22 protein-coding genes are annotated in these 19,250 nt (G+C 68.5%); 18 read left to right on the top strand and 4 right to left on the bottom strand.

The annotated features are described in order from the left end of the window. Nucleotides 1-30: 30 nt before the first annotated feature. Nucleotides 31-840: a flagellin gene (locus MT490_RS17895; RefSeq protein WP_297390741.1), complete on the bottom strand. Its 810-nt coding sequence runs from the start codon at nucleotides 838-840 to the stop codon at nucleotides 31-33. 216 nt (nucleotides 841-1,056) lie between these two features. Between MT490_RS17895 and MT490_RS17890 the strand changes: the two genes are divergently transcribed. From MT490_RS17890 to MT490_RS17805, 18 genes are all read left to right on the top strand, one after another. After that, nucleotides 1,057-2,301 (top strand): sigma 54-interacting transcriptional regulator, encoded by a 1,245-nt coding sequence (locus MT490_RS17890; protein WP_297390739.1) that lies wholly within the window; start codon nucleotides 1,057-1,059, stop codon nucleotides 2,299-2,301. Then, the gene (fliE, locus tag MT490_RS17885; protein ID WP_297390737.1) at nucleotides 2,298-2,648 is read left to right on the top strand and encodes a flagellar hook-basal body complex protein FliE; all 351 of its coding nucleotides are present in this window, start codon (nucleotides 2,298-2,300) and stop codon (nucleotides 2,646-2,648) included. The genes MT490_RS17890 and fliE overlap by 4 nt, the downstream gene beginning before the upstream one ends. A 4-nt stretch (nucleotides 2,649-2,652) precedes the next feature. Then, complete coding sequence (fliF, locus tag MT490_RS17880; RefSeq protein ID WP_297390735.1) at nucleotides 2,653-4,305, top strand: flagellar basal-body MS-ring/collar protein FliF; 1,653 nt, start codon at nucleotides 2,653-2,655, stop codon at nucleotides 4,303-4,305. Beyond that, on the top strand, nucleotides 4,302-5,312 hold the full coding sequence (gene fliG, locus MT490_RS17875) for a flagellar motor switch protein FliG (RefSeq protein WP_297390733.1): 1,011 nt from the start codon (nucleotides 4,302-4,304) through the stop codon (nucleotides 5,310-5,312). The genes fliF and fliG overlap by 4 nt, the downstream gene beginning before the upstream one ends. Then, entirely contained in the window at nucleotides 5,305-6,033 is a 729-nt protein-coding gene (locus tag MT490_RS17870; RefSeq protein ID WP_297390731.1) for a FliH/SctL family protein, read from the top strand. Before fliG ends, MT490_RS17870 begins: the two co-directional genes overlap by 8 nt. Then, nucleotides 6,027-7,355 (top strand): FliI/YscN family ATPase, encoded by a 1,329-nt coding sequence (locus MT490_RS17865; RefSeq protein ID WP_297390728.1) that lies wholly within the window; start codon nucleotides 6,027-6,029, stop codon nucleotides 7,353-7,355. Before MT490_RS17870 ends, MT490_RS17865 begins: the two co-directional genes overlap by 7 nt. Further along, nucleotides 7,348-7,770 carry a hypothetical protein gene (locus MT490_RS17860; RefSeq protein WP_297390726.1) on the top strand — a complete coding sequence of 141 codons (423 nt, stop codon included), beginning with the start codon at nucleotides 7,348-7,350 and terminating at the stop codon, nucleotides 7,768-7,770. The genes MT490_RS17865 and MT490_RS17860 overlap by 8 nt, the downstream gene beginning before the upstream one ends. Nucleotides 7,771-7,806: 36 nt before the next feature. After that, complete coding sequence (locus tag MT490_RS17855; RefSeq protein ID WP_297390724.1) at nucleotides 7,807-8,871, top strand: flagellar hook-length control protein FliK; 1,065 nt, start codon at nucleotides 7,807-7,809, stop codon at nucleotides 8,869-8,871. A gap of 17 nt (nucleotides 8,872-8,888) precedes the next feature. Then, nucleotides 8,889-9,509, top strand: a complete 621-nt coding sequence (locus tag MT490_RS17850) for a flagellar basal body-associated FliL family protein (protein ID WP_297390723.1) — start codon at nucleotides 8,889-8,891, stop codon at nucleotides 9,507-9,509. Nucleotides 9,510-9,515: 6 nt separating this feature from the next. After that, nucleotides 9,516-10,463 (top strand): flagellar motor switch protein FliM, encoded by a 948-nt coding sequence (locus tag MT490_RS17845; RefSeq protein WP_297390721.1) that lies wholly within the window; start codon nucleotides 9,516-9,518, stop codon nucleotides 10,461-10,463. Beyond that, on the top strand, nucleotides 10,460-10,759 hold the full coding sequence (gene fliN / locus MT490_RS17840) for a flagellar motor switch protein FliN (protein ID WP_297390718.1): 300 nt from the start codon (nucleotides 10,460-10,462) through the stop codon (nucleotides 10,757-10,759). Before MT490_RS17845 ends, fliN begins: the two co-directional genes overlap by 4 nt. Next, entirely contained in the window at nucleotides 10,756-11,010 is a 255-nt protein-coding gene (locus tag MT490_RS17835) for a flagellar biosynthetic protein FliO (RefSeq protein WP_297390717.1), read from the top strand. The genes fliN and MT490_RS17835 overlap by 4 nt, the downstream gene beginning before the upstream one ends. Beyond that, entirely contained in the window at nucleotides 11,010-11,825 is an 816-nt protein-coding gene (fliP, locus tag MT490_RS17830) for a flagellar type III secretion system pore protein FliP (RefSeq protein ID WP_297390715.1), read from the top strand. The genes MT490_RS17835 and fliP overlap by 1 nt, the downstream gene beginning before the upstream one ends. Nucleotides 11,826-11,827: 2 nt before the next feature. Beyond that, on the top strand, nucleotides 11,828-12,097 hold the full coding sequence (fliQ, locus tag MT490_RS17825; RefSeq protein ID WP_297390713.1) for a flagellar biosynthesis protein FliQ: 270 nt from the start codon (nucleotides 11,828-11,830) through the stop codon (nucleotides 12,095-12,097). A 163-nt stretch (nucleotides 12,098-12,260) separates the two neighbouring features. Beyond that, nucleotides 12,261-13,031, top strand: a complete 771-nt coding sequence (gene fliR, locus MT490_RS17820) for a flagellar biosynthetic protein FliR (protein WP_297390709.1) — start codon at nucleotides 12,261-12,263, stop codon at nucleotides 13,029-13,031. Beyond that, on the top strand, nucleotides 13,031-14,167 hold the full coding sequence (locus tag MT490_RS17815; protein ID WP_297390707.1) for a flagellar type III secretion system protein FlhB: 1,137 nt from the start codon (nucleotides 13,031-13,033) through the stop codon (nucleotides 14,165-14,167). Before fliR ends, MT490_RS17815 begins: the two co-directional genes overlap by 1 nt. Nucleotides 14,168-14,209: 42 nt before the next feature. Further along, nucleotides 14,210-15,640, top strand: coding sequence for a flagellar filament capping protein FliD (fliD, locus tag MT490_RS17810; protein WP_297390706.1), 1,431 nt, complete (start codon nucleotides 14,210-14,212; stop codon nucleotides 15,638-15,640). A gap of 4 nt (nucleotides 15,641-15,644) precedes the next feature. Then, a complete protein-coding gene (locus MT490_RS17805; protein WP_297390704.1) occupies nucleotides 15,645-16,043 on the top strand; it encodes a flagellar protein FliS in 399 nt (132 codons plus the stop codon). Nucleotides 16,044-16,252: 209 nt separating this feature from the next. On the opposite strand, the gene MT490_RS17800 is transcribed toward MT490_RS17805, so the two are convergent. The 3 genes from MT490_RS17800 to MT490_RS17790 form a co-directional block, all read right to left on the bottom strand. After that, on the bottom strand, nucleotides 16,253-16,630 hold the full coding sequence (locus MT490_RS17800) for a response regulator (protein ID WP_297390703.1): 378 nt from the start codon (nucleotides 16,628-16,630) through the stop codon (nucleotides 16,253-16,255). 108 nt (nucleotides 16,631-16,738) lie between these two features. Next, a complete protein-coding gene (fixJ, locus tag MT490_RS17795; RefSeq protein ID WP_297390701.1) occupies nucleotides 16,739-17,353 on the bottom strand; it encodes a response regulator FixJ in 615 nt (204 codons plus the stop codon). After that, nucleotides 17,346-18,854: a PAS domain S-box protein gene (locus tag MT490_RS17790; RefSeq protein ID WP_297390700.1), complete on the bottom strand. Its 1,509-nt coding sequence runs from the start codon at nucleotides 18,852-18,854 to the stop codon at nucleotides 17,346-17,348. Before MT490_RS17790 ends, fixJ begins: the two co-directional genes overlap by 8 nt. Nucleotides 18,855-19,250: the final 396 nt, after the last annotated feature.

Genomic DNA, 19,250 nt, shown 5'->3' with positions numbered 1-19,250 from the left:
CAGGGGGGTGACACCCCGACCGGCACGCGGTTAGCGGAGCAGCGAAAGGACCGTCTGCTGGCTCTGGTTCGCCTGGGCGAGCATCGCGGTCGATGCCTGGCTCAGGATCTGGGCCTTGGCGAGCGCCGCGGTCTCGGCCGAGAAGTCGGCGTCCTGGATGCGGCTGCGGGCGTCGCTCAGATTGGTGACGTTCGCAGTCAGGTTGTTGACCACCGACTCCAGGCGGCTCTGGCCGGCGCCGAGCGAGGCGCGGGTCGTGGCGACCGCCGTCAGCGCGGTGTCGACATTGCCCATCGCGGTATCCGCGCCGCCCGCCGTCGAGATGTTCGAGCCGCTGGCTGCCGCGACGTTGAGGCCGGTGATGGTCAGCGTGACCTTGTCGGCCGAGGACGCTCCGGTCTGGATGTCGAGCGTCACGTTCGCCGCGCCGAACAGGGTCACGCCGTTGAACTTGGTGTCGGCGATGATGCTGTCGATCTGCGCGCCGAGCTCGGCGACTTCGGTCTGCATGTTGGTGCGGTCGGTGTCGCTATAGGTTTCCGAAGCCGACTGGACGGCCAGCTCGCGGATGCGCTGCAGCATGTTCGCGACTTCATCGAGCGCGCCTTCCGCGGTCTGCGCCAGCGAGATGCCGTCGTTCGCGTTGCGGATCGCCTGGTTCATGCCGCGGATCGACGCGGTCATGGTCGATGCGATGGCGAGGCCTGCGGCGTCGTCCTTCGCGCTGTTGATGCGCTTGCCGGTCGACAGGCGCTCCATCGCGCTGCCGAGCAGCTTGTTGGCGGCGTTCGAGGCATTGCCTGCGCGCATCGCCGCGGTGTTGGTTCCGATAACGGTCATGATCAGTCTCCATGCTTGCCGGCTTCCCGCGTCCCCCCTGAACGGGAGCCCGGAGCCGCCAAGCCAAGGAACGGCAGGCCATTTCCCCGCTTAAGCAAAAAATCGTCCATCACGCGCGCGCGTAGACGCGCTGGGACCGCAGAAGTGCGTGCTTACGTAGTTTTACGGCGCGTTAACCAACTTTGCTCCAAATGGGACCCAATCAGGGGGTCTATCATGCGGTCCATCGTTCCTTCGGCGGCTGTTCTCCGGCAGAAATATGCGACGGTCTCGGCGCTTCGGGCGCAGGGCTTCGCGATCGGATCGTGCGAGGACGGCAAGCCCGGCGCGCGGGATCTGTTCCTGATCGCCGAGGGCGAGGTGCCGCCTGCGCCGGCGCGCACGCTGATCCTGGGCGAAGGCGCGCGCACCGCGATCCCGTTCCGCGACGGCAATCCCGCCCGCCTCTCTTTTGACGGCGAGGACGCGGCGATCGGCACCGGTTTCGCCAGCGCGATGGCGCGCGGCCCCTGGGAGCCAGTCGCCGCCGATCCGGAGAGCCTCGCCTTGCTAGCGCTCGCCGAGCGCGTCGCCGCCTCGGACATCACCGTGCTGATCAACGGCCCCACGGGCACCGGCAAGGAAGTCCTCGCCAAGGCGATCCATATGGGATCGAGCCGCCGCGACGGCCCGTTCGTCGCGATCAACTGCGCCGCGCCCCCCGAGACGATGCTCGAGGCGATGCTGTTCGGCCACCACAAGGGCTCGTTCACCGGCGCGTCGTCGGGCGGGCAGGGCTTCTTCCGCGCCGCAAACGGCGGCACCCTGCTGCTCGACGAGATCGCCGAGATGCCGCTCGGGCTCCAGGCCAAGTTGCTCCGCGCGTTGCAGGAGCGCGAGGTCGTGCCGATCGGCGGCACCGTTCCCGAGAAGATCGATGTCCGCGTCATCGCCTGCGCCAATCGCGACCTGCAGGGCGAAGTCATCGCCGGCCGCTTCCGCGCCGATCTCTATTACCGCCTCGCCGTCTTCCCGCTCGCCACCAAGGCGCTCGCCGAGCGCCCGGGCGACATCGCCGCGCTCGCCGCCGCGATGGTGCTCCGCCACGCGGGCACCCGCTCCGCGCTGCCCTGGATCACGCCTGAGGCGCTCGAGGTGCTCGTCGACCATGACTGGCCGGGCAATGTCCGCGAGCTCGAGAACGTCATCCAGCGCGCGTTGCTGCTGGCACCGGGTGACGCGATCGAACCCGACCATCTGATCTTCGATCGCCGGCCCGAGACGCGCCAGGAACGCCCCGAGACGCTCAGCAACATCGTCCAGATGCACGAGTTCCAGGCGATCCGCGAGACGCTCGCCGAGTGCAACGGCAGCCGGATCGAGACCGCGAAGCGCCTCGGCATCTCCGAGCGCACGCTCCGCTATCGCCTCGCCAAGGCGCGCGAACAGGGTGAGGACATCGCCCAGGCGGCATCGGCATGAGCGAGGTCGCCGGCCCGATGAGCGTCGATCGCGTCCTCGCGCTCCGCTCGCAGATCCTCGAGCGCAATGCCGCGCTCACCCGCGCGCAGCAGGCGCCGGTGCCGACTGCACCCGCGGAGAGCAAGCCGGCGAGCTTCGTCGACACGTTCCAGGACGCGTTCAAGTCGGTCAACCAGGCTCAGGCCCAGGCCGGCGCGCTCTCCGAGGCCTATGAACGCGGCGAGACGATCGACATCGCCAAGGTGATGCTCGCCCGCCAGCAGGCCTCGGTCGGCTTCGAGGCGACGCTGCAGGTCCGCAACAAACTCCTGTCCGCATACAAGGACATCATGAGCATGCCGGTCTGATCCGATGAGCAACGCACTCGCACCCGCCGAAGCCGCCGGCAGCCCGGCCCGCGCCCCGCTCCAGCAGCTCACCGGCCTGCTCGGCCAGCCCGCGGTCAGGCGCAGCCTGCCGTTCGTCTTCCTCGCCGGGCTCGTCCTCGCCGGCTTCCTCGCCTGGTCGATGGTGGCGACCGCGCCGCAGCGCATCCTGTTCGCCAACGTCACCGATGCCGACAAGGCGGCGATCTCGTCCGCGCTCCAGGGTGCGGGCATCGCCAACGGCATCGACGGCGCGGGCGCGATCACCGTCGCCGAGGACGATTACCACAAGGCGCGGATGCTGCTCGCCAGCCAGGACCTGCCCAAGGCGGCGCCCGGCGGCTATGCGATCCTCGACAATCTGCCGATGGGCGTCAGCCGCGCCGTGGAAGGGGAGCGTCTCCGCCAGGCGCGCGAGACCGAGCTCGCCCGCTCGATCCAGGAGATCGACGCGGTCGCCGAGGCGCGCGTCCATCTCGCCACGCCCGAGGCCTCGGCCTTCGTCCGTGATCGCGCGAGCCCCTCGGCGAGCGTCATCGTCAAGCTCCAGCCGGGCCGCGCGCTCGGCGAGGCGCAGATCCGCGCGATCGTCAACCTCGTCGCCTCGTCGGTGCCGGGCATGCAGCCCGACGCGGTGACGATCGTCGACCAGATGGGTGCCCTGCTCTCCAAGTCGGGCGGCAAGGATGGCGCGAGCGTGGGCGACACGCGCATCGATTTCCAGCGCCGCGTCGAGGACAAATATCGCGAGCAGCTCGCGCAATTGCTGACGCCGATGGTCGGTGCGGGCAACTTCACCGCCGAGGTCCAGGCCGATGTCGATCTCGACGAGAGCCAGGCGACGCGCGAAAGCTATGACAAGCAGGGCCAGGTGATGCGCGCCGAGCAGGGTGCGTGGACTGGCACGAAGGACGGCGCCACGCCCGGCGGAATCCCCGGCACGCTGTCGAACACCCCGCCGCCGGCGAGCGCGCTCGTTGCGCCCAATGCGGGCGGTGCCGCCGCTCCGGCCCCGGCCGCGCCTGCCGCCGCACCGCAGCCCCAGGCCAAGCAGAGCGACAGCTTCACCCGCACCTATGAGACCGGCAAGGAGATCTCGGTCACCCGCGCGATGCCGGGCAATGTCCGCCGTCTCTCGGTCGCGGTGCTGCTGCGTGAGGAGCCCGGCAAGCCGCGCGGCATCGCCGAGATCAACCAGATCAACGAGCTGGTCCGCGCCGCGGTGGGTTATAACGCCCAGCGCCAGGACCAGGTGACGGTGGTCAGCCGCAAGTTCAGCGCCGCCGCCGATCCCGCCAAGGAGGGTCCCGCCTGGTACGAGGCCGCATGGGTGCCGATGGCGGCGCGCAACGGCACCGCCTTGGTGATCGCTTTGCTCGTCCTGTTCCTCGGCGTGCGTCCGCTCGCCAGGGCGCTGCTCAAGAAGCGCGACGATGCGGCGCATCGCCCCGCTTTGCCGATCGGTGGCCACCATCCCGAAGGCGCGTCCGCGCCGGTGCCGAGCGTGTCGATCGACATGCTCGCCGATCGCGGCAACAGCTATGACGACCGCGTCGGGCTGGTCCGCGGCTTCACCCGCGAGAATCCGGCGCGCGCGGCGCTGGCGGTGCGCGATATGATCAAGGCGGATGCGCGATGAACGCGCTGCGCAGCTTCAACGGCGTCGAGCGCGCCGCGGTGCTGATGATGCTCGTCGGCGAGGAGGAGGCCGCGGCCATCCTCCAGAAGCTCGATCCCGAGGAGGTCCGCGATCTCGGCCGGGCGATGTTCACTGTCGCCGATGTCAGCGAGGCCGAGGTCGAGCAGGTCCTCGACGATTTCGTGTTCAAAGCACGCGGCCGCTCCTCGATCGTCTTCGATCCCCGGCCGCAGGTCGAAGGGATGATGACGCGCGCGCTCGGCGCCGATCGCGCCGAAGGCGTGCTCGCCCGGATCGTGCCCGCAGAATCCGCCGCCCGGCTCGAACAGCTCCAATGGTTCGAACCCGAGGAGATCGCGGCGATGATCGCCGAGGAGCATCCGCAGATCGCCGCAGTCCTCCTCGCCCAGCTCGATCCCGAAGTCGCTGCGCAGGTCTTCGAGCATCTGCCGCAGGACGCGCAGCCGCAGATCCTGCGCCGTATCGCCAAATTGGGGCCCATTCCCCCCGAGGCGATCGAGACCTTGAAGACGATGCTCGCCAATCGCGCCGGCGGCGCGCGCAGGCCGGTCGGGCTCCAGCTCGGCGGCACGCGCGAGGCGGCGAAGATCCTGTCGGGCGCCCGGAAAGTCACCGAGCAGCGCGTCATGCCCAAGCTCGCCAAGATCGACCGCGAAGTCGCCAAGGCGATCGAGGAGGCGATGTTCGTCTTCGACAATTTGCTCGAGCTCGACGACAAGAACCTCTCGACGCTGATCCGCAGCGTGGATGCGGACGTGCTGGTCAAGGCGCTGAAGGGCGTCGAGGAAGACGTCCGCAGCCGCTTCCTCGGCTGCATGTCGAGCCGCGCGGCCGACGGCATCCGCGACGAGATGGAAGCGCGCGGCCCGATGAAGCTCGCCGAGGTGCTCGACGCCCAGAAGGTGATGATCGCCATCGCGCGCGGCCTCGTGAAGGACGGCACGCTGCAGATGCCCGGCAAGGGCGGCGACGACGATTATGTCTGAGTTCGCCCCCGGCTTCACCGGCCGCATCGAGGCCGCCGCGCACGTCCTCCACCGTGCGTTCGGCCAGGGCGCGGCCTTCGCCGCCGCAGATGTGGGCAGCATCGGCCGCCGCGGCTTCGAGGAGCCGGTGCCGGTGTCGCCGCGCCACTTCTCGCCCGCCGATCCCGCCGCCAATCCGACCGAGGGCTGGGACCCGTTCGCCGCCGAGGCGCCGGCCGCTCCGACCGGCTTCGTCGATCCGATCGCCGCCGCGCGCGAGGCCGGCTATGCCGCAGGCCGCGCCGCCGCGCTGGCCGAGGTCGAGGAGGCGCGCGCCCGCGAGGCCGCCTTGCTCGAACAGGTGTCGCAGGCGCTCGCCGCCGGTGCGCATTTCGATCGCGAGCGTATGGCCGGGCACCTCCGCCAGACCGTGCTCCATCTCGTCCAGCGCATGATCGGCGATGCCGGCGTCGCGCCCGACATCCTCGCCGGCCGGATCGCCGCCGCGGTCGACCTGCTCGCCGACGGCGCCGAATCGGCCCTGCTCCGGCTGCATCCCGACGACGTGCCGCTCGTCCAGGGCAGGCTCCCCGTGACGATCTTCCCGGTCGGCGATCCGCACGTCACGCGCGGCAGTTTCGTGATCGAGAGCGCCTCGACCATCGTCGAGGACGGCCCCGATATCTGGCTCGAGCAGCTCGCTTCGGCCATCGATCGCGTTCCGATCCCGCCGGCATGCTGAACAAGTTCACCGACGACTATCTCGACGGCCTCGGCTGCCGCGATTTCGCGCCGCGCGCCAAGGTGTCGGGCCGGCTCTCCTCCTATGACGGGCTGCTGATGGAGGCGGTCGGGCTTTCGCTGCCCGTGGGCACGGTCTGCGCGATCGGCGACGGCGCCAGCCGAGTCGAGGCCGAAGTGATCGGCTTCCGGGCCGGCCGGACCTTGCTGATGAACCTGGGCGGCCCCGCCGCCTTGCTTCCCAACGCGCCCGTGCGCCCGATCGGCCCGCCCGGCGAGGCCGAGGTCGGCGCCGCCCTGCTGGGCCGCGTCGTCGACGGCGCCGGCAGGCCGATCGACGGGCTCGGCCCGGTCCGCGGCGCGGGGAAGTGGCCGCTCGCGGGCAAGCTCCAGTCGCCGCTGGATCGTGGAAGGGTGCTCGAGCCGCTCGACGTCGGCGTCCGCGCGGTCAACGGGCTGCTCACCATCGGCCAGGGCCAGCGCGTCGGCATCATGGCGGGCTCGGGGGTCGGCAAATCGGTGCTGCTCGGCATGATCGTCCGCGCGGCGCAAGCCGATGTCGTGGTGGTCGGGCTGATCGGCGAGCGCAGCCGCGAAGTCGCCGATTTCCTAGAGACCAAGATATCCGGCGCCGCCCGGGCGCGGTCGGTGGTGGTGGCGGTTCCTGCCAATCACTCGCCGGTGCTGCGCATCCGCGGCGCGCTGCGGGCGACGGCGATCGCCGAGGCCTTCCGCGCCGAGGGCAAGAAGGTGCTGCTGATCATGGATTCGCTGACCCGCGTTGCCCATGCCGGCCGCGAGATCGGGCTGGCGCTGGGCGAGCCGGCCAGCGCGCGCGGCTATCCGCCTTCCGCCATCGCGATGCTGCCCAGCCTGATCGAGCGCGCGGGTACCTGCGTCTCGTCGGGCGGGTCTATCACGGCGATCTACACCGTGCTTGCGGACGGCGACGACGGCAACGATCCGGTCGTCGACAGCGCGCGTTCGATCCTCGACGGGCATATCGTATTGAGCCGGGCGCTCGCCGAACGCGGCGTCTATCCGGCGATCGACCTCGGTCCCTCGGTCAGCCGCGTGATGACCGACATCGTCGCCAAGGACCATGTCCACGCCGCGCGCGTGCTGCGCCGGCACCTCGCCACCTATGAGGAGAATCGCGATCTGGTGCTGATGGGCGCCTATCGTCCGGGCGCGGATCCCGGGATCGATGCCGCGATCGCCTGCCACCCCGCGGTGATGGAATATATCCGCCAGGGCGCGGACGAAGTCGTGACCCTGCCCGACGCCGTCGCCGAGCTGACCGGCGTCTTCGGCGATGGCTAGGACCGCGAAGAAGCTCGAACGGCTGCTTCGCGTCCGCACGCTCCAGCTCGATCAGGTCCGCGCGGCCGAGATGCAGGCGCGCGCCAAGGTCGATCAGGAGGAATCGCTCAAGGAACGGATCGCCGCGCTCGCCGCCAATGTCGCGCCCGCCGCGGCGCCGACCTTTGCCACCGCGCTGATCGCCGCGGCGCATTATCGCGACCGGCTCCACCAGTCGGCGCAGGCCGCCGAGCGCCGCGTCGCGGTCGCCCAGCAGGGCCTAGAGAATGCGCGCGCCGCGACCCGCGAGGCGCATCGCGACCAGAGCGCGATCGAGAAATTGATCGCGCGCGAAGAGGCCAAGGCCGCGCTCGAGGCGCTCCGCGCGCTCGAGGCGCTTCCGGCCGGCTCCAGAAAACGGCACGATATTTGCTGAACTGCCTGGTGAAGCTTTTCACCGGGGGTTCTGCACTTGATCCAGCTTTCGTCGCTCCTCGCCGCGATCCCGCACGGGCCCGTGCGCGCGGCTGCGCCCGCACCGGGCGCGGCGGGCGGCTTCGCGCTGCCGGGGGCGGAGGCGGCTGCCGAGATCCTGTCGCCCGGCCGGCAAATCCTTGCCGCCCCCGGCACGGCGCTGCCGGAATTCGATGCCGTCGAGACGGAAGCCGAGGAAGCGCCCGATGGCGAGGACATCGCCTTCGCCTGGTTCGCGCTCCCCGTCGCGCCGCAGCCGACTCCGGCCGCGCCGCTCGGCATGGCCCCACGCCCGGTCGCGGGCGGCGAGGTTGCGGCAGAGGAGGGTGAGGCTCTTCCCGCGCCGTCGCTGTCGATCGCCGGGGATGGCACCGGCACCGCTGCCGAACCCGAACTCGACGCAGCTCCGTCACTCGAGCGGCAGCCCGAAGTCGCGGAACAGCCCGCACCGATCGCGCTCCGCGTCGCCGCGCCACCCGCGCCCGGCGAGGCACCGGCAACGACCTCGGCGTCCCGGCTCGCCGCCACGCTTTTCGCTGTCGGGCCCGCAACGCCGGCCGAGACGCGCCGGACGCTCGCGCAGGATCTGCTGCCCGCCAGTGGCCCCGCCGTTCTCGCCGATATCGTCCGCCCCCATGCCGTCGCCGCCGCGGCGGAGGTCCAGCAGGGCGCGCTCGACATGCGCCGCCAGGAATGGATGGGGCAGATGGTCGAGCAGATCGAAGCGCTGCGCGACGCCGGGCCGGCGCGCGAGACGCGGCTGAGCCTGTCGCCCGAGGCGCTCGGCAAGGTCGACGTGTCGATCCGCCAGGACGGCGACCGCATCCATGTCCATTTCGCCACCGAGACGCAGGCCGCGCGCCAGCTGATCGCCGACGCCCAGCCGCGCCTTGCGGAGCTGGCCGAGGCGCGCGGCGTCAGGCTCGGCCAGACCAGCGTCGACAGCGGCACCGGCCAGGGCGCGCCGCGCGACCGCCAGCCCGATCTGCCGCCGCAATCCTTCGCACCGCGCGCACCCGAAGCGCCGGACGCGACCCCCGAAACCGATGACCGCATCGCCTGAGACCCATGGAGACCATCATGGCCGATATCACTGACGCACCGGCGCCCGCGCCCAGGAAGAAGAAGGGGGGCAAGCTGCTCCTCGTCGTCGGCGCGCCGATCGTGCTGCTCGGCACCGGCGGCGGCGCGGCCGTCTACGGCATGCAGGCCGGCTGGTTCAGCGTGAAGCCCGCCGACGTGGCGGACGACGCGCCCAGGCTCGTCCCCAAGAGCGAGGAGACGCGCGCCGGCGCGGCCGGCGGCGAGGGCGGGCACGGGGAAGGCGGCGAAGCGTCGGGCGGCCATGGCAAGCCGACGCCCAAGGGCGAAGGCGGCGACAAATATGCCTCGAGCTACTATCCGCTCGAGAAGGAATTCACTTCGAACCTCCAGGACAGCGTCCATTTCGTCCAGGTCGGCATCGCCGTCTCGACGCCCTATGACGCGCGCGTCCTCGACAACATCAAGACGCACGAGATCGCGATCCGCTCGCAGGTGCTGCTCGCGCTCGGCGAGACCAGTGAAGAAGAAGTTTTCACCGCCGAAGGCAAGCGTCAGATCCAGGATCGTCTCGTCAAGGCGATCAACGCCGTCCTGAAGGAAAAGGAAGGTTTCGGCGGCGTAAGTAACGTCTACTTTACCAATTTCATCGTTCAGTGAACGAGCATGGTTAACATCTCTTCAAGGATCGGCACGACCGAACGGCGCGAGCGCCCCCGGGCCGGCGCGGAACATGCGCCCGCATTGGGCACGGCGAACCTCAATCCGTTCGGCGATCTCGTCACGCTGCAGCATCTCTGCGCGCGGCTGGCCAAGTCGCTCAAGCCGATCTTCGACGGCGTGCTGCGCGCCGACCTGCGCTGCTGGGCCGAGCCGCTCGCGGTGCAGCGCTGGGCGGACTATCGCGCCGAGCGCGGCCATGCGCTCACCGCATGGCAGCCGCTGGCGATGGGCAATGCCAAGGCGCGCGTCCAACTGGTGCTCGACGCGAAGCTGGTGCTCGAGATGCTCGACGCCTTTTTCGGCGGCGATGGCGAGGCGCCCGATCCGCTGCCCGCCGAATTCACCCCCGCGGCCGAAGCGCTGGCCGGCCGCCTGGCGAACACGCTCGCAAAGCCGCTCGAAGCCGCCTGGGAGCCGCTGACCCGCATCGCCTTCCGCGCGGTCGAGGGCGCGAGCATCGCCGCCTTTCCCGAGCTCGCCGGCGACGATCCCGTCATCGTCACGCGCTTCGGCCTGGCGATCGGCGAGCGCAAGCCCGCCTTTGTCGACATCCTCTACCCCGTCGCCGCGCTCAAGCCGCACGGCGCTGCGCTGACGGTCAAGGTGCACGGCGTCCCCGCCGAGGCCGAGCCCGAATGGCGCAGCGGCCTGACGCGCGCGGTGATGGGCGTCCGCCTGCCCGTCCGCTCGGTGCTCGCCGAGCCCCGCATCGCGCTCGGCCGCCTGCTCGATCTCAAGGAAGGCGACGTGATCCCGATCGATTTCGGCCCCGAGGTTCCGGTGATGGTGGCGTCGCGCCGCCTCGGCACCGGCCTTGTCGGCACCGCCAACGGCCGCGCGGCCGTGCGGCTAACCCAACTCGAAGAGCTCAGCGAAGAGGATTTCCGATGAACGACATGGCCGGGGGTTTCCCCGTCGACACTTCGGTGGCTACCAATTTCCGGTTGCTCCAGGACGTCGACGTCAAGCTGACCGTCGAGATCGGCTCGACCTCGCTGTCGCTGCGCGAATTGCTCGCGCTCGGCGAGGAGAGCGTGATCGAGCTCGACCGCGACGCCAACGAACTGCTCGACATCTTCGTCAACGGCACGCTGATCGGCCGTGGCGAAGTCGTCACCGTCGGCGAGAAGTTCGGCGTGCGGATGACCGAGCTGGTCAGCCCCGAGAAGCGGACCGCGCGCGCATGATGTGGTCGTACATCCTCAAGCTGGTGATCCTGCTGCCGCTCGTCTGCGGACTGCTGATCGGCTGCCTCTATGCCTGGCGCAAGCTCGAGGCGCGGCTGCCGAAGAATCAGGGCACGCGCATGGTCCAGGTCCGGGAGACGATGATGCTCGCGCCGGGGCTGCGCCTCGCGGTGGTCGAGTTCGAAGGGCGGAAGCTGCTCGTCTCGGTGAGCCGCAGCGGCGTGACGCTCGTGGACAAGGCGGCAAGCTGATGCGCGCACGGCTTTCGGCTCCCCGCTCGATCGGCGGCCGCGCGGCGGTGTTCGTCGGCCTGTTCGCTTGTCTCATTCTCTTCGCCGCGCCGGCATTCGCCCAGGCCGTGCCGGCACCCGTTCCGGCGCCCGGCGTAGGCGATGCCGTGGACCGCGCATTGGGCGATCTCGGCGGCGGCGACGCGCCGCTCAGCCTGTCGCTCCAGGTCCTCATCATCATGGGCCTGCTCACGGTGCTGCCGGGCATATTGCTGATGATGACCAGCTTCACCCGGATCATCATCGTGCTCTCGGTGCTGCGCCAGGCGCTCGGCCTCCAGCAGACCCCGCCCAACCAGGTGCTGATCGGCCTCTCGCTGTTCCTCAGCTTCTTCGTGATGGCGCCGGTGATCAACCAGGCGAACACCAATGCGATCCAGCCTTATGCCCGCGGCGAGATCAGCGCGACGCAGATGATCGCCGGCACCGGCGAGGCGCTGCACGGCTTCATGCTCAAGCAGACGCGCAACCGCGACGTGAAGATGTTCGCCGACATGGCGAAGAGCGGCCCCTATGCGAAGCCCGCCGACGTGCCCTTCTCGGTGCTGCTCCCCGCCTTCGTGACGAGCGAGCTCAAGACCGCGTTCCAGATCGGCTTCCTCATCTTCCTGCCCTTCATCGTGATCGACCTCGTCGTCGCGACGGTGCTGATGAGCCTCGGCATGATGATGATGTCGCCGACGATCATCTCGCTGCCCTTCAAGCTGCTGCTGTTCGTGCTGGTCGACGGCTGGGCGCTGACCATGGGCAGCCTCGCCGCGAGCTTCGGAACCTGACCATGGACGCCGATTATTTCCTCACCGTCGCGCGCGAGGCGATGTGGATCCTCGCGCTCGCCTCGGCGCCGATCCTGATCCCGGCGCTGCTTTCGGGCCTGATCCTCGGCATGGTCCAGGCGGCGACGTCGATCCAGGAACAGACGCTGACGTTCGTTCCCAAGCTGATCGTCGTGGCGGTGAGCCTGGTGATCTTCGGCGGGATGATCCTCGGGCTGATCGGGGATTTCACGACGAGCATCTTCGAGCGCATTCCGGAGCTGGTGCGGTGATGGCGAGGGCCCAATCCTCCCTCTCCCCTTGTGGGAGAGGGAAGGGGCCCGCCGCCGGAGGCGGTGGGAAGGGTGAGGGGGATGTGAGTCTCACTCCCCATTCCCCCTCACCCTTCCGCCGCTTCGCGGCTCCCTCCCTCTCCCACAAGGGGAGAGGGATATAATGATGGGTTTCGGCCTCTCGATCGAGCCGCAGCTCTGGGCCTTGCTGTTCGCGATGGTGCGGATCGGCGCGGCGTTCATCGCGGCGCCGGTGTTCAGCGCGGTGGCGATTCCGCTGCCCGCGCGGATCGCGCTGACCGGCGCGATCGGGGTGCTGGTGCTCAATAGCACGACCATCACCCCGCCCGCCGAGATCTTCTCGCTCACCACGATGCTCGCCGTCGCGGCCGAGGCGCTGATCGGGCTCGCGATCGGCTTCGTCCTCCAGATCGCCTTCTCGGCGCCGCTGATCGCGAGCGAAGTGATCGGCATGTCGATGGGGCTCGGCTTCGCCAATGCGGTCGACCCCACCAGCGGCCATTCGACCCCTGCGCTCGGCCAGTTCCTGTCGCTGCTGCTGACCCTGCTCTTCCTCGCGGTCGACGGGCACCTCGTCCTCGTCGACCTCGTCGTGCGCAGCTATGTCGCAATGCCGCCCGGCGCATGGATCGCGCCCGAGCGGCTGCTGAGCATCGCCCTGTTCGGCGGCTATGCCTTCCTCGCCGGGCTGCTGCTCGCGCTGCCGGTCGGCTTCCTGCTGCTCTGCCTCAACGTGATCGTCGGCATGCTCAGCCGCGCCGCGCCCGCGCTCAACCTGTTCGCGGTCGGCCTGCCCGCCAGCCTCGCCATGGGCGTGGTCGCGATCCTGCTCGCGCTGCCGGCGATGGGCGATTACCTCCTCGTCATCATCCGCGAAGCGCTCGACGCCGCGCCCCGGCTGGTGCTCGGCTGATGTCGGAGAGTTTCGGCGAACGGACGGAAGCCCCGACAGCCAGGCGCAAGCGCAAGGCGGTAGAGGAAGGCCAGCTCCTCAAGTCCCGGGATTTCGGCACGGGAATCGTGGTCCTGATCGGCTGCGCGTGGATGGCGCTGCTCGGCCCGTCGCTGATCGGCGCGTGCAAGGAAGTGATGACCGCATGCCTCTCCTTCGGGCGCGGCGATGTCGAGCATTTCGAGCCGTGGCGGCCGCTGGCATCCGCAGGCTGGAAGCTTGCCCCGTCGCTCGCCGGGCTGTTCGCGCTCACCATGATCGCCGCGATCCTCAGCCAGGCCGGGCTCGGCGCGATCGGCTGGAACAGCAAGCTGTTCGCGCCCAAGGCCTCGCGGATCAATCCGGGATCGGGGCTCAAGCGCATCTTCGGCCCCACCGGCTGGATCGAACTCGGCAAGTCGCTGCTCAAGGTGGCGCTGCTCGGCGCGATGGGCTTCTGGATGCTGCGCGCGATCACCCGCCAGTCGCTCGGGCTGGTCGCCGCGGACCTGCACAATGCGGTCGGATCGCTGAGCGGCCAGTTCCTCACTTTGATGTTCGTCATGGCCGCCGGGCTGCTGGTCATCGCGGGCGTGGACGTGCCGATCCAGCTGATCCGGCACCTTCGCCAACTCCGCATGACCAAGCAGGAGGTCAGGGAGGAGCATAAGGAGACCGAGGGCTCGCCCGAACTGAAGGCCGCGCAGCGCCAGCGCCAGCGCGAAATCCTCAAGGGCGGCTATCGCAAGACCGTCGCAACCGCGCATGTCGTGCTCACCAATCCGACGCATTTCTCGGTGGCGCTGCGCTACGACCAGGGCAAGGACCAGGTGCCGGTGGTGGTGGCCAAGGGCCGCGGCCAGACCGCGCTGGCGATCCGCGAGCTCGCCGCCGAGTTCGAGGTGCCGGTCCTCGAATATCCGCAGCTCGCCCGCGCCGTCTATTATACCAGCCGCGAGGGGCAGGAGGTCCGCGACGATCTCTACCTCGCCATCGCGACGGTCCTGGCGTTCGTCTTCGGCGTCAATGCGCGGGCGGGCGGCGCCCAGCCGCCGGTCACCGTGCCGCCGGGCGCGCTTTTCGACGAGAACGGGCGGAAAATGGCGCGTCCCGCCTAAAGCGCGCCCGCCTGCGGCCGCTTAATGAGACAGGGGGAAGCAATGGCAGTGGAATCGATCGCGAAGACCTTGGGGATGGGATCGGGCATCGACATCACGTCGCTGGTCGGCCAGCTCGTCGACGCGTCCTTCGCCAACAAGAACGCCGCGCTGACCGCCAAGGAAGAGAAGCTCACCGCGCAGATATCGAAGGCGAGCGAGCTCAAGAGCGGCATCAGCGATTTCGCGAGCGCCCTGTCGCAGCTCACCGCCGGCGGCACGCTCGCCACCCAGCCGACGAGTTCGAACAACGGGATCGTCACGGTGGCGCGGCTCCCCGGCGCCACGCTCGCCGGGCTGAGCGCGAGCGTCGAAGTGCGCCAGCTCGCCCAGGGCCAGGTCGCCAGCACCAGCGCATTCGCCGGTGGCGCCTCGACCGAGATCGGCACCGGCACGCTCACCCTGACCTTCGGCACCGCGACGGTGGCCGACGGCGCGATGACCGATTTCACCGCCGGAGCGGCCACGCCGGTCACCATCGCGATCGGCGCGGCGAACAACACGCTGCAGGGCGTGGCGAACGCGATCAACGCGGCCAAGGCGGGCGTCACCGCTTCGGTGATCACCGACGCCAGCGGCGCGCGGCTGATGGTCAAGAGCGCCAGCGGCGCCTCGCAGGCCTTCGAGCTTTCGGGCAGCGGCGCGCTGGCGAGCCTCGACATCGGCCGGGGCGCGAGCGGATCCACGATCAACGCCGCCGCCCAGAACGCGCTGGTCGCGCTCGACGGCGTCGAGATATCCTATCCCGTCAACAGCATCTCCAACCTGATCCCCGGCGTGCGGCTCGATCTCGTCGCGGCGTCGGTCGGCACCAAGGTCGCGATCGGGTCGACGCGGCCGAGCGAGGCGATCAGCCAGGCGGTCACCAACTTCGTCGACACCTTCAACCAGGTCTACAGACTGGTGAAGGAGGCGGTGGATCCGATTGCCGGCCCTCTGCGCGGCGATCCGGCGGCGAAGGACCTGCTGCGCCAGCTCAAGGGCATGACGCTCGCCGCCTTGCTCCCCGCCACGCCCGAGGAGACGCCGGTCGCGCTCGCGGACGTCGGCGTCGCGACCCAGCGCGACGGGACGCTGCGGATCGATTCGACGCGGCTTGCCAAGGTGCTGACCACGTATCCGGACCAGATCGAGGCGATGTTCGCCGGCGGCGCGGGGCTGAGCGCGGCGCTCTCCGACATCGCCGAGAGCGCGGTCGGCAAGACCTCGGCCAAGGGCATCGGCGAGGCCACGGGGCTCACCGCGAGCCTGCTCAACTACGGCAAGGCGCAGGACAAGGTCGACATCGCACAGGAGAATGTGCTCGTCGCGGTCGAGCGGATGCGCGAGCGCATGACCCAGCAATTCGCGGCGATGGATTCGAAGGTCGCGGCGTACAAGTCGACGCAGAGCTTCCTCGATCAGCAGATCAAGGCGTGGAATTCGGACGATTGATGCGATGACGCGCTACGCAACCGCTTTGGCCAATCCCGCCGCCACCTATCGCCAGATCGATCTCGCCGGCCGCACCACGGGGGCGGATCCGCACCGGCTGGTGGGGCTGCTCTACGAGGAGGGCGTCGCCGCGCTGCGCGCCGCCGCCTGCGCGGCCGAGACGCGGCAGTTCGGGATCAAGAGCGAGCGCGTGGCGCGGGCGACCGCGATCCTGTTCGCGCTCGAGGCGGGGCTGGATTTCGACAAGGGCGGCGAAGTCTCGCGCACGCTGGCGACCTTCTATCACGGGATCCGCCAGCAGGTCGTCCACGCCAGCCTCGGCACCGACCCCGCGCCCTTCCGCGAGGCCGCGGCGAGCCTGGAGGAGATCGGTGCCGCCTGGGCGAGCGTGCGCGCTTCCTGAACCGAATGCGCAGCCTGGAACGGCGGCGATTGGTGAAAGCGGGCATCCTGGCCAACCGGCACCAAATCCGGTTGCCGGCCAAGACCGGTCATTCGGGCACCACAATGCGATCCAGCAAGCGGTCGCGCGCGCAGGCAGGGCGCGCCTGCGGCACGTGCGAGCGAGTTTCTGCCGGACTCACGACCGCTCAACTCGGCAGCTTCACACCATTATTCGGTCAATGCTTTGATCAACGCGTGCTTGGCGAGCGGCTTTTCCAGTACCGCGTGGAATCCCGCTGCCCGCGCACGGTCGATGAGCATCGGTCCGGGCTCGGCGGTGATGAGCACCGCCCGCCCCTGCCAGCCAGCTGCCCGCAAGCTTTGCAGCAGCACGATCCCATCGCCGTCCTCCAGGAAGTAATCCGACACGAGCAGGTGAATGCTGGCCAGCATCTCGCCCTTCAGCGCCATCACCGAAGCCCCCAGCGCATGCGCACGCACCTCGAAGCCATTCCACTCGAGCAATAGTTGTAACGAGCGCCGTACTCCCTCGTCGTCTTCTACTAGCAGGACGCGGAGACCGAGCGGCGCTATTTCGGGAGGCATTCAGGCGACTTCTGGCTGGAGGATCGACATCCTCATTTTGCCACTGCCCGGCGCGCGGGTCGTTACGTGATGGTACTGGGGCGCCGCTACGGGTTTGCCCTTAGATCATCAGCCGGCGAGGCCCGCCGCGAACGCGACTTTGAGCGCCTCAGAAAGGCTGCGCGCCTTCAGCTTGCCCATCAAATTCGCGCGGTGTACCTCGATCGTGCGCGGCGAGATGCCCAAATCGTAGGCGATCGTCTTGTTGGGATGTCCGCGCACCAGCCCGCGCAGCACATCCTGTTCGCGGGGGCTGAGCGCGTCGATGCGCACCTTCGCGTCGCGCCGCGCCGCGCCGCTGTGGTCGTCGCTCCCTATCCGGGCGAAAGCCGTGGCGATCGCGTCGAGCAGTTGCTCTTTCTCGAACGGCTTTTCGAGGAAGTCCACCGCGCCAGCCTTCATTGCCTGTACCGCGGTTCCGATGTCGCCATGGCCGGTTAGCACGATCACCGGCATCGTCACGCCGCGTGCGTTGAGTTCGCGTTGCACCTCCAGTCCATCCATCTCGGGCATGCGGATATCGAGCAGGATGCATCCCTGCGGAGCGTGTTCGGCCTCGCGCAGAAAGGCCGTTCCCGACGAATAGAGGCGCGTCTCGAACCCCGAGGTTCGCAACAGAAAGCTCGCGGATTTGCGGACCGAGTCCTCGTCATCGACGATATGGATGAGTTGGTCGTCACTCATCGATCTCTCCCTCATCGGCGGTCATGATCGTGAATTGAAACACGGTGCCGCCGCCGATCCTGGGTTCTGCCCAGATCCGTCCGCCGTGCGCCTCGACGATCGTCCGGGAGATGGAGAGGCCCAGTCCCATCCCTTGTTCCTTGGTGCTGGCGAACGCCTCGAACAGCTGCGGCGCCAGCGCAGGGTCGATTCCGCTGCCGGTATCCGAGACGACAATGCGGACCATGCCATGGGAGTCGCGCGCAGTGCTCACCGTGATCTCGCGCCGTTCGCCTTCTCCGATCGCCTCGACGGCGTTGCGCAACAGATTGAGGATTACCTGCTGGATCTGGACACGGTCGACTACCACCTTTTCGATCGTCGGATCGATGTCGAAGGTAACCCGGACGCTGCGCTCGCGCGCGCCCATTAACCCCAGCCGCGAGGCCTCATCGATCAGCGCAGGGAGGTTCTCGACGCGCTGCTCGACTTCCCCACGTGCAACGAAATCGCGCAGCCGCCGAACGATATGCCCTGCGCGAAGCGCTTCCCTAGCCGCCTCGGTCACTGCTTCACCGAGCAGGTCGAGTGGTGGATCACCTGCACGGTCCAGCAGATCGCGCGCAGCATGGGCATAGTTGGCAATCGCAGTCAGCGGCTGGTTCAGTTCGTGCGCCAGCGTCGACGCCATCGTCCCCATTGCGCTCACCCTGGCGACATGGATCAGCTCGGACTGCAATTCCTTGAGCTTGAACTCAGCGCGTTGCTCTTCGGTCATGTCGCGGATGAAACCGGTGAAGATCCGGCGTCCGCCGCTGCTCGCTTCGCCGACCGAAAGTTCCATCGGGAACTGCGTTCCGTCGCGGCGCTCGGCGACGATGATCCGCCCGATCCCGATGATCCGCCGCTCGCCGGTCGAGCAGTAGCGCGCCAGATACTGGTCGTGCCGATCATGATCGGGATTCGGCATCAGCATCCTGACATTGCGCCCGATCACATCGGCCTCGGCCCAGCCGAACAGCTTCTCCGCAGCGGCGCTGAAGGACAGCATATTGCCCCGCTCGTCGATCACCACCATGGCGCTGGGAACGGTCGCCAGGATTGATCGCACGTGTAGCTCACTATGCGCCAGCGCCTGCTCGGCGGCCTTGCGCGCGGTGATGTCGCCAATGCTGATCCCGAAACCTCTCACGCTCCCGTCCGGGTTACGTAGGGCGATAATCGTCACTTCTGCGGCGAGTTCGGAACCATCCCTGCGTATGCGCCAGCCCTCGGATCGCGCCGGGCCCGCACTTGCGGCATTCTTGCGGTCCGCGGCCGGCTGGTGCGCAGCTACCTCGCTTTTCGAATAAAGGCAGTCGATCGGTTTCCCGATCATCTCCATCGCCGTCCAGCCGAGCAAATTCTCCGCTCCCGGCAGCCACGCGGTGACACAGCCGTCAACGTCAGTAAGAATCACAGCTCTGTCGGTGGCGCTCTCGACGAAAAGCGCTAGATCCTCGACATTTGCGCCGTGGTTCAAGGTCGCAGATTGAGAGATCGCAGTATCCCATCAACTTGATTTAGGTTTATTGACGCTCGCGCTATGGGATTGCGCCCTCGGCAAAATACTTAGTCAGTTTCAGGAACGACTCTTTCGAAAATGGATGAAAGTCTAGCTTCCCCAGGCCCGCGCTTCGCTGGTCGGACACTGGCCAGCGTCTATGTCTGGCTGAACACGCCAAATCCGGCTTCTTCTCTGAAACGTTGCGACCGGCCGCAACTGGCTCGGAATCCGAATGCCCACTTGCGATGCGAAAGCCTGGCTAGAGCGTTTTCCGATCATTCTGCATCGTACCCGGCGCTAGCGAAGTAATTGGCGCACTCCTGCGGCGAGTAGAGATCGATGATGCGGCCGATGGCGTCCCACAGGCCATGG

The sequence above is a fragment of the Sphingomonas sp. genome (assembly GCF_026460985.1).
GTDB lineage: Bacteria > Pseudomonadota > Alphaproteobacteria > Sphingomonadales > Sphingomonadaceae > Sphingomonas.
The sequence above is the reverse complement of the archived record's forward strand: the minus strand, read 5'-3'. Positions and strand labels throughout refer to the sequence as shown.

Bases quoted from the DNA above. Each gene is read 5' to 3' on its own strand.
- MT490_RS17895 (WP_297390741.1), bottom strand. From the start codon at position 840: ATGACCGTTATCGGAACCAACACCGCGGCGATGCGCGCAGGCAATGCC.
- MT490_RS17890 (WP_297390739.1), top strand. From the start codon at position 1,057: ATGCGGTCCATCGTTCCTTCGGCGGCTGTTCTCCGGCAGAAATATGCG.
- fliE (WP_297390737.1), top strand. From the start codon at position 2,298: ATGAGCGAGGTCGCCGGCCCGATGAGCGTCGATCGCGTCCTCGCGCTC.
- fliF (WP_297390735.1), top strand. From the start codon at position 2,653: ATGAGCAACGCACTCGCACCCGCCGAAGCCGCCGGCAGCCCGGCCCGC.
- fliG (WP_297390733.1), top strand. From the start codon at position 4,302: ATGAACGCGCTGCGCAGCTTCAACGGCGTCGAGCGCGCCGCGGTGCTG.
- MT490_RS17870 (WP_297390731.1), top strand. From the start codon at position 5,305: ATGTCTGAGTTCGCCCCCGGCTTCACCGGCCGCATCGAGGCCGCCGCG.
- MT490_RS17865 (WP_297390728.1), top strand. From the start codon at position 6,027: ATGCTGAACAAGTTCACCGACGACTATCTCGACGGCCTCGGCTGCCGC.
- MT490_RS17860 (WP_297390726.1), top strand. From the start codon at position 7,348: ATGGCTAGGACCGCGAAGAAGCTCGAACGGCTGCTTCGCGTCCGCACG.
- MT490_RS17850 (WP_297390723.1), top strand. From the start codon at position 8,889: ATGGCCGATATCACTGACGCACCGGCGCCCGCGCCCAGGAAGAAGAAG.
- MT490_RS17845 (WP_297390721.1), top strand. From the start codon at position 9,516: ATGGTTAACATCTCTTCAAGGATCGGCACGACCGAACGGCGCGAGCGC.
- fliN (WP_297390718.1), top strand. From the start codon at position 10,460: ATGAACGACATGGCCGGGGGTTTCCCCGTCGACACTTCGGTGGCTACC.
- MT490_RS17835 (WP_297390717.1), top strand. From the start codon at position 10,756: ATGATGTGGTCGTACATCCTCAAGCTGGTGATCCTGCTGCCGCTCGTC.
- fliP (WP_297390715.1), top strand. From the start codon at position 11,010: ATGCGCGCACGGCTTTCGGCTCCCCGCTCGATCGGCGGCCGCGCGGCG.
- fliQ (WP_297390713.1), top strand. From the start codon at position 11,828: ATGGACGCCGATTATTTCCTCACCGTCGCGCGCGAGGCGATGTGGATC.
- fliR (WP_297390709.1), top strand. From the start codon at position 12,261: ATGATGGGTTTCGGCCTCTCGATCGAGCCGCAGCTCTGGGCCTTGCTG.
- MT490_RS17815 (WP_297390707.1), top strand. From the start codon at position 13,031: ATGTCGGAGAGTTTCGGCGAACGGACGGAAGCCCCGACAGCCAGGCGC.
- fliD (WP_297390706.1), top strand. From the start codon at position 14,210: ATGGCAGTGGAATCGATCGCGAAGACCTTGGGGATGGGATCGGGCATC.
- MT490_RS17805 (WP_297390704.1), top strand. From the start codon at position 15,645: ATGACGCGCTACGCAACCGCTTTGGCCAATCCCGCCGCCACCTATCGC.
- MT490_RS17800 (WP_297390703.1), bottom strand. From the start codon at position 16,630: ATGCCTCCCGAAATAGCGCCGCTCGGTCTCCGCGTCCTGCTAGTAGAA.
- fixJ (WP_297390701.1), bottom strand. From the start codon at position 17,353: ATGAGTGACGACCAACTCATCCATATCGTCGATGACGAGGACTCGGTC.